Genomic DNA, 13,545 nt, shown 5'->3' with positions numbered 1-13,545 from the left:
ATGCCGAAGAGGACTGATCTCAAGCACGTACTGGTCATCGGCTCCGGCCCGATCGTCATCGGCCAGGCCTGCGAGTTCGACTACTCCGGCACCCAGGCGTGCCGGGTGCTGCGCGAGGAGGGCCTGCGGGTCTCCCTCGTCAACTCCAACCCGGCGACGATCATGACGGACCCGGAGTTCGCCGACGCCACCTACGTCGAGCCGATCACCCCGGAGTTCGTGGAGAAGGTGATCGCGGCCGAGCGGCCGGACGCCATCCTGGCCACGCTGGGCGGCCAGACCGCCCTGAACACCGCCATCGCGCTGCACGAGCGCGGGGTGCTGGAGAAGTACGACGTCGAGCTCATCGGCGCGGACATCGACGCCATCCAGCGCGGCGAGGACCGGCAGATCTTCAAGGACCTGGTCCGCAAGATCGGCGCGGACGTCCCGCGCAGCGCCGTCTGCAAGACCATGGACGACGTCCGCGCGACCGTGGCCGAGCTGGGCCTGCCGGTCGTCATCCGCCCCTCCTTCACCATGGGCGGCCTCGGCTCGGGCATGGCGCACACCCCGGAGGAGCTGGAGCTGCTGGCCGCGTCCGGCCTCGCCGAGTCCCCGGTCACCGAGGTGCTGATCGAGGAGAGCGTGCTCGGCTGGAAGGAGTACGAGCTGGAGCTGATGCGCGACCGCAACGACAACGTGGTCGTCGTCTGCTCCATCGAGAACATCGACCCGATGGGTGTGCACACCGGCGACTCGGTGACCGTGGCCCCGGCGATGACCCTCACCGACCGCGAGTACCAGCACATGCGCGACGTCGGCATCGCGGTCATCCGCGAGGTCGGCGTGGACACCGGCGGCTGCAACATCCAGTTCGCCATCCACCCGGAGAACGGCCGCATGGTCGTCATCGAAATGAACCCGCGGGTGTCCCGCTCCTCCGCGCTGGCGTCGAAAGCGACCGGTTTCCCGATCGCCAAGATCGCCGCGAAACTCGCCATCGGCTACACGCTGGACGAGATCCGCAACGACATCACGGGCGAAACGCCGGCCAGTTTCGAGCCCACCCTCGACTACGTCGTGGTGAAGGTGCCCCGGTTCGCGTTCGAGAAGTTCCCCGGCGCCGACCGCACCCTCACCACCACCATGAAATCGGTGGGCGAGGCCATGTCCATCGGCCGCAGCTTCATCGAGGCGCTCGGCAAGGCGCTGCGCTCCATGGAGACGAAGTCCGCCGGGTTCTGGACCACGCCGGACCCGGACGAGACGCTGGAGTCCACTCTGGACGCCCTGCGCGCCGGGCACGACGGCCGCCTGTACACGGTGGACCGCGCGCTGCGGCTCGGCGCGACCATCGAGCAGGTGCACGAGGCGTCGCACATCGACCCGTGGTTCATCGAGCAGATGGCCTGGCTGGTCGACCTGCGCCGCGAGATCGAGGACGCGCCGGTGCTCGACGAGCGCCTGCTGCGCAAGGCGAAGCGGGCCGGCCTGTCCGACCGGCAGGTCGCCGCGCTGCGCGCCGAGCTGGCCGGCGAGGACGGCGTCCGCACCCTGCGGCACCGCCTCGGCGTGCGGCCGGTCTACAAGACGGTCGACACGTGCGCCGCCGAGTTCGCCGCCCGGACGCCGTACCACTACTCGGCCTACGAGCTGGACCCCGACGCCGAGACCGAGGTGACCGAGCAGCGGGACAAGCCGAAGGTGCTGATCCTCGGCTCGGGCCCGAACCGGATCGGCCAGGGCATCGAGTTCGACTACTCGTGCGTGCACGCGGCCATGGCGCTGCGCGCGGCCGGGTACGAGACCGTGATGGTCAACTGCAACCCGGAGACCGTCTCCACCGACTACGACACGTCCGACCGGCTGTACTTCGAGCCGCTGACGTTCGAGGACGTGCTGGAGGTCTTCCACTCCGAGCAGCGCTCCGGCACGGTCGCGGGCGTGATCGTGCAGCTCGGCGGCCAGACCCCGCTGGGCCTGGCGCAGCGGCTCGCGGACGCGGGCGTCCCGGTCGTCGGCACCCCGCCGCACGCGATCCACCTCGCCGAGGACCGCGGCGCGTTCGGCCAGGTGCTCACCGACGCCGGGCTGCCCGCCCCGAAGTACGGCATGGCGACGTCGTTCGCCCAGGCCAAGGCCATCGCGGACGAGATCGGCTACCCGGTGCTGGTGCGGCCGTCGTACGTGCTCGGCGGGCGCGGCATGGAGATCGTCTACGACGAGGAGACGCTGGGCGGCTACATCCAGCGCGCCACCGAGGTCAGCCCGGAGCACCCGGTGCTGGTCGACCGGTTCCTCGACGACGCCATCGAGATCGACGTGGACGCCCTCTACGACGGCCACGAGGTGTTCATCGGCGGCGTGATGGAGCACATCGAGGAGGCCGGCGTGCACTCCGGCGACTCGGCGTGCGCCCTGCCGCCCATCACCCTGGGCGAGTCCGACATCGAGGCGGTCCGGCGGTCCACGCTGGCCATCGCCGAGGGCATCGGCGTGCGCGGACTGCTCAACGTCCAGTACGCGCTGAAGGACGACGTGCTGTACGTCCTGGAGGCCAACCCGCGCGCCTCGCGCACCGTCCCGTTCGTCTCCAAGGCCACGGCGGTGCCGCTGGCCAAGGCCGCCGCGCGGATCATGCTGGGCGCGACCGTGGCCCAGCTGCGGTCCGAAGGGCTGCTGCCGAAGACCGGCGACGGCGCGAGGCTGCCCGCGCACGCCCCGGTCGCGGTCAAGGAGGCCGTGCTCCCGTTCCACCGGTTCCGCACGCCGGAGGGCAAGGGCGTCGACTCGCTGCTCGGCCCGGAGATGAAGTCGACCGGCGAGGTCATGGGCATCGACGTGTCGTTCGGCATGGCCTACGCCAAGTCCCAGACCGCCTCCTACGGCTCCCTGCCCACGTCGGGCCGGGTGTTCGTGTCGGTGGCCAACCGGGACAAGCGGGCCATGATCTTCCCGGTCAAGCGGCTCGCCGACCTGGGCTTCGAGGTGCTGGCCACCGCCGGCACGGCCGAGGTGCTGCGCCGCAACGGCATCCCGTGCACGATCGTGCGCAAGCACTTCGAGGGCGCCGACAACATCGTGGACGCCATCCTCGCGGGCACCGTCGACATGATCATCAACACGCCGTACGGCAACAACGGGCCGCGCATCGACGGCTACGAGATCCGCACGGCGGCGGTGGCCAAGGACATCCCGTGCGTCACCACGATCCAGGGCGCGGCGGCGGCCGTGCACGGCATCGAGGCGGCCATCCGCGGCGACATCGGCGTGCGGCCCCTCCAGGCGCTCCAGGCGGCGCTGCGGGGTGACGCGTGAGGTTCGGCGCGCGCCTCTCCGAGGCGATCTCCGAGCACGGACCGCTCTGCGTGGGCATCGACCCGCACCCCGGCCTGCTGGCGTCCTGGGGGCTCTCCCAGGACGCCGCGGGGCTGGAGCGGTTCGCGCTGACGTGCGTCGAGGCGTTCGGCGGCCGGGTGGCCGTGGTGAAGCCGCAGGCGGCGTTCTTCGAGGCGCACGGCTCACGGGGCGTCGCGGTGCTGGAACGGGTCATCGCGGACCTCAGGGGCAGCGGCACGCTCGTCCTGGTCGACGCCAAGCGCGGCGACATCGGCTCGACGATGGCCGCGTACGCCGCGGCCTACCTCACCGAGGGCTCGCCGCTCGCCGGCGACGCGGTCACCGTGTCGCCGTACCTCGGGTTCGGGTCGCTCGACCCGGCCCGGGAAGCCGCCGCGGCGAGCGGTCGCGGGATATTCGTGCTCGCCTTGACTTCCAATCCGGAAGGTGCCTCGGTGCAGCGCGCCGTGGGGGCGGACGGCCGTTCCGTCGCGCAGTCCATCGTCGACGAGGCGGCCCGTGCGAACGCGGGCGCGGACCCGTTGGGCGACGTCGGACTGGTGGTCGGCGCGACCCTGGGAGAGCTGGACGTCGACCTCTCTGACCTGCGCGGACCGGTCCTCGCGCCGGGTTTCGGCGCACAGGGCGCAACAGTCGCGGACCTGCGCGCGCTGTTCGGTTCCGACCTGCGCGGAGTGCTCCCGACGTCCTCGCGGGACGTGCTGCGGCACGGTCCGGAGACCGCATCATTGCGGTCCGCGGTCGACGCGGTGCGGCGGTCGCTGGAGATGTGATCACGATCAAATCCCGACACGCTTCGCGTGGTCCGCTCACCTGCGCAAACGCTGCCTGGTACGGTCCTGGCCACCAGCGGGTCCATCCCCCGTCGAGCGCATACCACACAGGCCGTGCGCAAGGCGTTACCGGTGGCGGTGATGGCACTGTTGGTGGGTGTTGGTACTACTACCACCCGCCGCAACCAACTCCAGCGCTGAAAGATTCACCTGACTGGGACCCACGTTGTACCCAGGCAATTGCGCTCGGTACGGTCGCGGCACCGATCCAGAATTGAAATTCCCACACCACGGAGGAAATCGTGGCCCTTCCCCAGCTTACCGAGGAGCAGCGGGCCGCAGCGCTGGAGAAGGCTGCTGCCGCTCGTCGCGCTCGGGCTGAGCTCAAGGAGCGCCTCAAGCGTGGCGGCACGACCCTGACGGACGTGCTGAAGGCCGCCGAGAGCGACGAGGTCCTTGGCAAGATGAAGGTGTCCGCGCTGCTTGAGGCCCTTCCGGGCGTCGGCAAGGTGCGTGCGCAGCAGATCATGGAGCGCCTTGAGATCGCTCCGAGCCGTCGGCTGCGCGGCCTGGGTGAGCGGCAGCGCAAGGCGCTGCTCACCGAGTTCAGCGGCGAGTGAGTGATGGCACCGGGGTGGGGTCGGGCGTTCGCGCCCGGCCCCGCCTCACCGTTCTGTCCGGTCCATCGGGCGTCGGCAAGTCCAGCGTGCTGGCGGAGCTGCGCCGGATGGGTCCGGAGATCCACTTCAGCGTCTCGGTGACCACCAGGAAGCCGAGGCCGGGCGAGGTCGACGGGGTTCACTACCACTTCGTCGACGTCGCCGAGTTCCGCAGGATGGTCGCCGACGGCGAGCTCCTGGAGCACGCCGAGTTCGCGGGCAACTGCTACGGGACGCCCAGGGAGCCGGTCGAGCGGGCCCTGGCGTCCGGCACGCCGTCCCTGCTGGAGATCGAGCTGCAGGGCGCGCGCCAGGTCCGGGTCGCGATGCCGGAGGCCCAGCTGGTCATGCTGGCCCCGCCGTCGTGGGAGGACCTGGTCGGCCGGCTCACCGGCCGGGGCACCGAGGACCCCGCGGTCGTCGCCCGCCGGCTGGAGATCGCCAGGGAGGAACTGGCGGCCGAACCGGAGTTCGACGAGGTCGTCGTGAACGACGACGTGAAGACCGCCGCCGCGAGCTTGCTAAACTTGGTGGTCGGCCCGGTGCCCGACGCGTGACGTCGCGCGTCGCGAGGCACGGGACGGCCGTCGGACCCCGGGGCGCGCAAGCCCCACCCCTGAACCGCAGGAGCGTTGACGAGTGACCACGCACACCGAGCTGGGCCCGCTTGCGGGTGCCCCGGAGGGCATCACCAACCCGCCGATCGACGACCTGCTCGAGCAGGTCAGCTCGAAGTACGCGCTGGTGATCTACGCGGCCAAGCGGGCGCGGCAGATCAACGACTACTACGCCCAGCTCGGCGAGGGCCTGCTGGAGTACGTCGGCCCGCTGGTCGAGCCGGGTCCGCGGGAGAAGCCGCTGTCCATCGCGCTCCGGGAGATCCACGCGGGTCTGCTCGAGCACACCGAGGGCGAGTGACCGAGGGCGTTGACGCCCCCGACCGCCCCAGGGTCGTCCTGGGTGTGGGCGGGGGCATCGCCGCGTACAAGGCCTGCGAGGTGCTGCGCCGGCTCACCGAATCCGGTCACGCCGTGCGCGTCGTGCCGACGGACGGCGCCCTGAAGTTCGTCGGCGCGGCCACGCTCGAGGCGCTGTCCGGGCAGCCCGTGCAGACGGGCGTGTTCGAGGACGTGCCCGCCGTGCCGCACGTGAAGCTGGGGCAGACCGCCGACCTGGTGGTCGTCGCGCCCGCCACGGCGAACCTGATCGCGAAGGCCGCCCACGGCCTGGCCGACGACCTGCTCACCAACACGCTGCTGACCGCGCGCTGCCCGGTCCTGCTCGTGCCGGCGATGCACACCGAGATGTGGGAGCACCCGGCCACGCGGGCCAACGTGGCGCTGCTGCGCTCGCGCGGCGTGGTCGTCGCCGAGCCCGCCAGCGGCAGGCTGACCGGCAAGGACACCGGCAAGGGCAGGCTGCCCGACCCCGCCGAGATCGTCGACCTGGCCCGGCTGCTGCTGACCCGTCCCGACGCGCTGCCCCGCGACCTCGAAGGCCTGCACGTCGCCGTCTCGGCCGGCGGGACGCGCGAAGCGCTGGACCCGGTCCGCTTCCTGGGCAACCGCTCGTCCGGCCGGCAGGGCTACGCGCTCGCCCGGGTCGCCGCCCAGCGCGGCGCGCGGGTGACGCTGGTCGCCGCGCACACCGCCGACCTGGCCGCGCCCGCCGGCGTGGACGTCGTGCACGCCGGCTCGGCGCTGGAGCTGCGCGACGCGATGCACGCGGTGGCCGCCACGGCGGACGTCGTCGTGATGGCCGCGGCCGTCGCCGACTTCCGGCCGGTCTCCGCCGTCGGGCACAAGATCAAGAAGACCGACCGCGACCCCGACCCGGTCGCGCTCACCCGCAACCCCGACATCCTCGCCGAGCTGGTCGCCGCGCGGCGCCCCGGGCAGGTCGTCGTGGGGTTCGCCGCCGAGACCGGCGACGACGTGACGAGCGTGCTGGACTACGGGAGGGCCAAGCTCAAGCGCAAGGGCTGCGACTGGCTCGTGGTCAACGCGGTGGGCGACGGCAAGGCGTTCGAGGTCGAGGACAACGCGGGCTGGCTGCTGTCCGCCGACGGCGCGGAGCGTCCCATCCCGCACGGCTCGAAGGCCCGGCTGGCGTCCGCATTGTGGGATGCCGTAGCGACCTCCACCAAAGCTCGACCGCCCGCGCACGGGCGCTAAGTAAGCTTGAAGGCATTCGCGGATCGATAGTTAGGGAGTGTCGTGAGCCAGCACAGCAGCAGGCTGTTCACCAGTGAGTCGGTGACCGAAGGGCACCCCGACAAGATCTGCGACGCCATCAGCGACTCGATCCTCGACGCGCTGCTCGCCAAGGACCCGCGGTCGCGCGTCGCGGTGGAGACGATGGTCACCACCGGCCAGGTGCACGTCGCGGGCGAGGTCACGACCGAGGCGTACGCCGACATCCCCTCCATCGTGCGCGACAAGGTCGTCGAGATCGGCTACGACTCGTCGGCCAAGGGCTTCGACGGCTACTCGTGCGGCGTGAACGTGGCCATCGGCTCGCAGTCGCCGGACATCGCGCAGGGCGTCGACACGGCGTTCGAGCAGCGGGTCGAGGGCGCCGAGGACGAGATCGCCAAGCAGGGCGCGGGCGACCAGGGCCTGATGTTCGGCTACGCCTGCACCGACACGCCCGAGCTCATGCCGCTGCCCATCGCGCTGGCGCACCGGCTGTCCCGCCGGCTGACCGCGGTCCGCAAGGACGGCACCGTGCCGTACCTGCGCCCCGACGGCAAGACGCAGGTCACCATCGAGTACGCGGGCGACCAGCCGGTGCGGCTGGACACCGTCGTGGTGTCCACGCAGCACGCGGACGGCATCGACCTGGAGAAGCTGCTGGGCGTCGACGTGCGCGAGCACGTGGTGGCCCCGGAGATCGCCACGCTCGGCCTGGACACCTCCGACGTGCGGCTGCTGGTCAACCCGACCGGCCGGTTCGTCATCGGCGGCCCGATGGGCGACGCCGGCCTGACCGGCCGCAAGATCATCGTGGACACGTACGGCGGCATGGCCCGCCACGGCGGTGGCGCGTTCTCCGGCAAGGACCCGTCGAAGGTGGACCGGTCCGCGGCGTACGCGATGCGCTGGGTGGCGAAGAACGCGGTGGCCGCCGGCCTGGCCACGCGCATCGAGGTGCAGGTGGCGTACGCCATCGGCAAGGCCGCCCCGGTCGGCCTGTTCGTGGAGACGTTCGGCACCGAGACGGTCGACCCGTCGAAGATCCAGCAGGCCATCGGCGAGGTCTTCGACCTGCGCCCGGCCGCGATCATCCGCGACCTCGACCTGCTGCGCCCCATCTACGCGCCGACCGCCGCGTACGGCCACTTCGGCCGCACCGACGTCGACCTGCCGTGGGAGAGCACCGACCGCGCCGACGCCCTGCGCGCCGCCGCGGGCGCGTGACGGCCTCGCCGCACACCCGACGGCTCTGAACCACCCGCGCCGCTGATCCGGGACCTGCCGGTCGACGACCTCGACCAGCGCGGTCTCCGGGTCGGCGGCGCGCGCGTCACCGGGCGGTTCGACCTGTTGTGACGTGGTGGTCTCGCGGCGGGACTGCCCGCTCGCACGGGTCCGGTTCGCATGACCTCCCGGGTTCACCCGGTCGTGATCTTGCGCGGTTCGAACACGCGTTCGATACTGGTCCCATGACCACCTGTCGAAGTCCCGCGCCAGCCCGTGCCGCCGCCGCTCGGCCGCGGGTCGCGCGCCACCGGCCTTGATCGCGGCCCGGCCCGTGCCCGGCGGCGCGCCGGTCTCTGGTAGACCTCCACGCGTGGCGGGCAAGGCGACGACCAGGCGCGGGGAGCAGGTCCCCGCCGCCTCGCTGCCCGTTGCCCGCGTCTGCGTGGACGTGCCGCTGGCGCACCTGGACCGGCCGTTCGACTACCAGGTGTCCACCGAGCAGGACGAGGCGGCGGTGCCCGGCTGCCGGGTGCGGGTGCGGTTCGCCGGGCAGCTGGTGGACGGGTACCTGCTGGAGCGGGTGGAGTCGTCGGAGTACGGGCGCAAGCTGACGTTCCTCGACCGGGTCATCTCGCCGGAGCCGGTGCTGTCGCCGGAGGTGGCGGAGCTGGCTCGGGCGGTGGCGGACCGGTACGCCGGGTCGCTGATCGACGTGCTGCGGATGGCCGTCCCGCCGCGGCACGCGCGGGTGGAGGCCAAGCCGTCGCCGGAACCCCCGCCGACGCCCGAGTCGCCGTCGGCGGAGGGCTGGGCGCGGTACCCGTTCGGGCCGAACCTGCTGGACGCGCTGCGGTCCGGTCGGCTGGCGCGGGCGGTGTGGCAGGCGTTGCCCGCCGAGGACTGGCCCGCGCGGCTGGCGGAGGCGGTGGCGACGGTCGCGAGCACCGGGAAGGGCGCGCTGGTCGTCGTGCCGGACCACCGCGACCTGGAGCGGCTGCGCCAGGCGTGCGTGGCGCTGGTCGGCGAGGCGGGCGTGGTGGCGTTGTCGGCGGACCTCGGCCCGTCGGAGCGGTACAAGCGGTGGCTGGCCGTGCGGCGCGGCGCGGTGCGGGTGGTGCTCGGGACGCGGGGCGCGTCGTTCGCGCCCGTGCACGACCTCGGCCTGGTCGCGGTGTGGGACGACGGCGACGACCTGCACGCCGAGCCGAGGATGCCGTACCCGAACGTCCGGGACGTGCTGGTGCAGCGGTCCCACCTCACCGGCGCGTCCCTGCTCGTCGGCGGGTTCGCCCGCACGGCGGAGGCCCAGCTGCTGGTGGACAGCGGCTGGGCGCACGAGGTGGTGGCGGCCCGCGAGACGTTGCGCGCGGTCGCGCCGCGGGTGGCGGCCGTGGGCGACCACGAGTGGCAGGAGGTGAAGGACGCGGCGGCGCGGTCGGCCCGGCTGCCGTCGATCGCCTTCGACGCGGCGCGGGCGGCCTTGTCCGCCGACACGCCGGTGCTGATCCAGGTGCCGCGGCGCGGTTACGTGCCCGCGCTGGCGTGCGGGCAGTGCCGGACGCCGGCCCGGTGCCGTCGGTGCGCCGGTCCGCTGGCCCTGCCGGGCGGCACCCAGGACGGCGTGCCCAGGCCCGCGTACTGCCGGTGGTGCGGCGCGACGGAGGCGGCGTTCCGCTGCCCGAGCTGCGGGTCGCGCAGGCTGCGCGGGCAGGTCATCGGCGCGCGCCGCACGGCGGAGGAGCTGGGTCGCGCGTTCAGCGGCGTCCCGGTCCGCACGTCGGGCGGCGACGAGGTGCTGTCCACCGTCCCGTCCGGCCGGTCGCTCGTCGTGGCCACGCCGGGCGCGGAGCCGGTGGCCCAGGGCGGTTACGGCGCGGCGCTCCTGCTCGACGGCTGGGCGCTGCTCGGCCGCGCGGACCTGCGCGCGGCCGAGGAAGCGCTGCGCCGCTGGATGACCGCCGCCGCCCTGGTGCACGCGGCGGGCCGGGTGGTCGTCGTGGCCGAGTCGTCGCTGGCCCCGGTCCAGGCCCTTGTGCGCTGGGACCCGGTGTGGCACGCCGGTCAGGAGCTGGCGGCGCGGGCGGAGCTGGGGTTCCCGCCCGCCGTGCGGATGGCCACGGTGGACGGCTCGCCGGACGCGCTGGCCGGTGTCCTGTCGGAACTGCGCCTGCCGCCGACCGGCGAGGTCCTCGGCCCGGTGCCGCTGTCCGAGGACCGGGAACGCGCCCTGGTCCGGGTGTCCCGGACGGAGGGACGGGTGCTGGCCACCGTCCTGGCCGAAGTGCTCGCCGTGCGCAGCGCCCGCAAGGAACCGGACGTGGTGCGGGTCAAGCTCGACCCGCTGGAAGTCCTCTGACCCCGGCGGACGCCCGCCCGGCCCGCCCTCCGCCGTGGTCCGCGCCGCCGTGATCGGTCCCGCCGGGGTCCGTGCCGTCGCCGGGTGAACCCTTCTTCGGGTGGTTCAGGTTTTCGGCGCGGTGGAGTACAAGGGAACGATGCTCCGGTCGACGATCGCCAGCGTCCTCGCCTCCCTCCTCGTCGTGCCCCTCCTACCCGCCACCGCGCCGGCCGCGCCGCTGACCGCCGAGGCGCCCCGCGTGCCGGTGGCCGTCGGCGCGGGCGGGGTGGTGTCGAGCGTCGACCCCGACGCGTCGCAGATCGGGATCGACGTGCTGCGCCGCGGCGGGAACGCGGTGGACGCGGCGGTCGCGGTCGCGGCGGCGCTCGGCGTCACCGACCCGTTCTCGGCGGGCATCGGCGGCGGCGGGTTCCTCGTCCACTACGACGCCCGCACCCGCAAGGTGTCCACAGTGGACGGACGGGAGACCGCGCCGACCGCCGCCACCGAGGGCCTGTTCCTGGAGAACGGCGCGCCGATCCCGTTCAGCCAGGCCGTGACCAGCGGGTTGTCCGTCGGCGTCCCCGGCACGCCGCGCACCTGGGAGCACGCGTTGCGGCGGTGGGGCACGTGGTCGCTCGACCAGGCCGTCCGCCCCGCCGAGGACCTGGCCCGGCGCGGCTTCACGGTCGACGCCACGTTCCACCGGCAGGTGAGCGAGAACGCCGCCCGGTTCGCCGACTTCACCTCGTCCCGCGCCCTCTACCTGCCCGACGGCACGCCGCCCGCGGTCGGCAGCACGTTCCGCAACCCCGACCTGGCCGACACGTACCGGGCGCTGCGCGAGGACGGCACGTCCGCGTTCTACGGCGGCGACGTCGCCCGCGACCTGGTCGACGCGGTCCGGCGACCGCCGGTCGTGCCCGGCGCGACGCGCACCGTCCGGCCCGGCGCGATGACCCTCGCGGACCTCGCCGGCTACACCGCGCCCGAGCGCGAGCCCACCCGCGCCCGGTACCGCGGCCTCGACGTGTTCGGCATGGCCCCGCCCTCGTCCGGCGGCACGACCGTGGGCGAGGCGCTGAACATCCTGGAGACCACGGACCTGTCCCGGGAGACCGAGGTCCAGTACCTGCACCGGTTCCTGGAGGCGAGCCGGCTGTCCTTCGCCGACCGCAACCGGTGGGCGGGCGACCCGGCGTTCAGCGACGTGCCGACCCGCGAGCTGCTGTCCCAGCGGTTCGCCGACAGCCGCGCGTGCCTCATCTCACCGACCACCGCGATGGCCGGCGCCGTCGCGCCCGGCGACCCGCGCCACCCGGCGCCGTGCGCGACGAACGGCGAGCCCACCGCCACCCCGTACGAGGGCACGGACACCACGCACCTCACCGTCGCCGACCGCTGGGGCAACGTCGTCGCCTACACGCTGACCATCGAGCAGGAGGGCGGCAGCGGCATCGTCGTGCCCGGTCGCGGGTTCCTGCTGAACAACGAGCTGACGGACTTCTCGTTCACGCCCGTGACGCCGGGCGTGCCGGACCCGAACCTCCCCGGGCCCGGCAAGCGCCCGCGCTCCTCGATGTCGCCGACGATCGTGCTGGACCACGGCAGGCCGGTGCTGGCGCTCGGCTCGCCCGGCGGGGCGAGCATCATCACCACCGTCCTGCACGTCCTCACCCGGCGGCTCGACCGCGGCCTGCCCCTCGTCGAGGCCATCGCCGCACCGCGGGCGTCCCAGCGCAACGCCACCAACACCCAGGCGGAGACCTCCTTCCTCGCCACCCCGGAAGCCGAGGCGCTGCGCGCGTTGGGGCACCGGTTCTCGTCCACCTCGGAGATCGGGGCGGTCACGGCGGTCGAACGCCTGCCTGACGGCCGTTGGCGCGCGGCGGCGGAGACCACCCGGCGCGGTGGTGGCGCGGCCCGCGTCGTCCGACCGATCCCGTGACCCCGTGACGCGGTCCCGCCCGGGCGGGACCGCGTCCCTCACTCCAGGCCCGGTCCTCGGCGAGCGACCACGACGCCGTCAGCCGGTAGGCCCGGCGTCGCGATCGACTCAGCCCGTGGGATGAGGCCGGTCCGCTACCCCGAGCGGACGCCCGCCGACGCCCGCGGACGACACCCTGGGGGCACGCAGACCGAACGGGAGCCGCGACATGACCACCATGACCACGACCGCGATGACCATGACGACCGTCACGGCCAGGGTGCCGGCCGCCGTCACCACGTCGGCCCGTTTCCTGGGCCACTTCCTGGCCGCGCTGGTCGGTGTCGCGTTCCTCGGCCGTGACCTGGAGCACTGAGGCCCCTTTCGTAGACTGGGCGGAATCCACCCGGCTGCGAGGAGCGCGCGTGACCGTCCAACCCATCCGGCTGTTCGGCGACCCGGTGCTGCGGACGCCCGCCGTCGAGGTCACCCACTTCGACGCCGAGCTGCGCAAGCTGGTCAAGGACCTGTGGGACACGATGAGCGAAGCGGGTGGCGCCGGGCTCGCGGCGCCGCAGCTCGGCGTCGGACTGCGCGTGTTCACCTACCACTGCGACGGTTTCGCCGGGCACCTGGTGAACCCGACGTTCGACGTCGTCGGCGAGGAGTTCCAGGAGGGCCCGGAGGGCTGCCTGTCGATCCCCGGCCTGTCGTGGGACTGCCGCCGCCACCGCCAGGTCGTCGCGCGCGGCTGGAACATGCACGGCGAGCCGATCGAGGTCGAGGGCACGGACCTGCTGGCGCGCTGCATCCAGCACGAGACCGACCACCTGGACGGCGTGCTCTTCGTCGACCGGCTGGACGAGCAGACCCGCAAGGACGCCCTGCGGGCGATCCGGCAGCAGGAGTGGTTCGACGGCGGTGTGCCCGCGATCAAGCAGTCGCCGCACCCGCTGTTCGGTGGCTGATCGCCGCCGCGCGAAATCCGGCCGGTCGTAGGGCCGTCGCCGCGCGGACCTTGGCCGGTCGTCGCGCCGTCGCCGCGCGGACCCCGGGCCGCCGACGACCGGCGTGACCTCGCGCG

At 73.3% G+C, this 13,545-nt stretch carries 11 protein-coding genes; all 11 read left to right on the top strand.

What is annotated here, in order from left to right; all coding sequences use genetic code 11:
* The 11 genes from carB (at window position 1) to def (ending at window position 13,429) form a co-directional block, all read left to right on the top strand.
* Window positions 1-3,300: a carbamoyl-phosphate synthase large subunit gene (carB, locus tag ACRAKH_RS24055; protein ID WP_380726816.1), complete on the top strand. Its 3,300-nt coding sequence runs from the start codon at window positions 1-3 to the stop codon at window positions 3,298-3,300.
* Window positions 3,297-4,115 (top strand): orotidine-5'-phosphate decarboxylase, encoded by an 819-nt coding sequence (gene pyrF / locus ACRAKH_RS24050; RefSeq protein WP_380726818.1) that lies wholly within the window; start codon window positions 3,297-3,299, stop codon window positions 4,113-4,115. The genes carB and pyrF overlap by 4 nt, the downstream gene beginning before the upstream one ends.
* A gap of 302 nt (window positions 4,116-4,417) precedes the next feature.
* Entirely contained in the window at window positions 4,418-4,735 is a 318-nt protein-coding gene (mihF, locus tag ACRAKH_RS24045; protein ID WP_033427832.1) for an integration host factor, actinobacterial type, read from the top strand.
* Window positions 4,732-5,331: a guanylate kinase gene (gene gmk / locus ACRAKH_RS24040; RefSeq protein WP_380726820.1), complete on the top strand. Its 600-nt coding sequence runs from the start codon at window positions 4,732-4,734 to the stop codon at window positions 5,329-5,331. Before mihF ends, gmk begins: the two co-directional genes overlap by 4 nt.
* Before the next feature lie 82 nt (window positions 5,332-5,413).
* Window positions 5,414-5,692 carry a DNA-directed RNA polymerase subunit omega gene (gene rpoZ, locus ACRAKH_RS24035; protein WP_380726822.1) on the top strand — a complete coding sequence of 93 codons (279 nt, stop codon included), beginning with the start codon at window positions 5,414-5,416 and terminating at the stop codon, window positions 5,690-5,692.
* Window positions 5,689-6,948 carry a bifunctional phosphopantothenoylcysteine decarboxylase/phosphopantothenate--cysteine ligase CoaBC gene (gene coaBC / locus ACRAKH_RS24030; protein WP_447009302.1) on the top strand — a complete coding sequence of 420 codons (1,260 nt, stop codon included), beginning with the start codon at window positions 5,689-5,691 and terminating at the stop codon, window positions 6,946-6,948. Before rpoZ ends, coaBC begins: the two co-directional genes overlap by 4 nt.
* A gap of 42 nt (window positions 6,949-6,990) precedes the next feature.
* On the top strand, window positions 6,991-8,193 hold the full coding sequence (metK, locus tag ACRAKH_RS24025; protein WP_380730317.1) for a methionine adenosyltransferase: 1,203 nt from the start codon (window positions 6,991-6,993) through the stop codon (window positions 8,191-8,193).
* Between the two features lie 373 nt (window positions 8,194-8,566).
* Complete coding sequence (locus ACRAKH_RS24020; RefSeq protein ID WP_447009301.1) at window positions 8,567-10,552, top strand: primosomal protein N'; 1,986 nt, start codon at window positions 8,567-8,569, stop codon at window positions 10,550-10,552.
* A 139-nt stretch (window positions 10,553-10,691) separates the two neighbouring features.
* Window positions 10,692-12,482, top strand: a complete 1,791-nt coding sequence (gene ggt, locus ACRAKH_RS24015; RefSeq protein WP_380729462.1) for a gamma-glutamyltransferase — start codon at window positions 10,692-10,694, stop codon at window positions 12,480-12,482.
* 208 nt (window positions 12,483-12,690) lie between these two features.
* The gene (locus ACRAKH_RS24010) at window positions 12,691-12,837 is read left to right on the top strand and encodes a hypothetical protein (RefSeq protein WP_380729450.1); all 147 of its coding nucleotides are present in this window, start codon (window positions 12,691-12,693) and stop codon (window positions 12,835-12,837) included.
* A gap of 49 nt (window positions 12,838-12,886) precedes the next feature.
* Window positions 12,887-13,429, top strand: coding sequence for a peptide deformylase (def, locus tag ACRAKH_RS24005; protein WP_380729452.1), 543 nt, complete (start codon window positions 12,887-12,889; stop codon window positions 13,427-13,429).
* The last annotated feature ends 116 nt before the right edge of the window (window positions 13,430-13,545 follow it).

Source organism: Saccharothrix hoggarensis, assembly GCF_052936025.1.
This window is presented reverse-complemented; position numbering and strand designations above follow the sequence as displayed.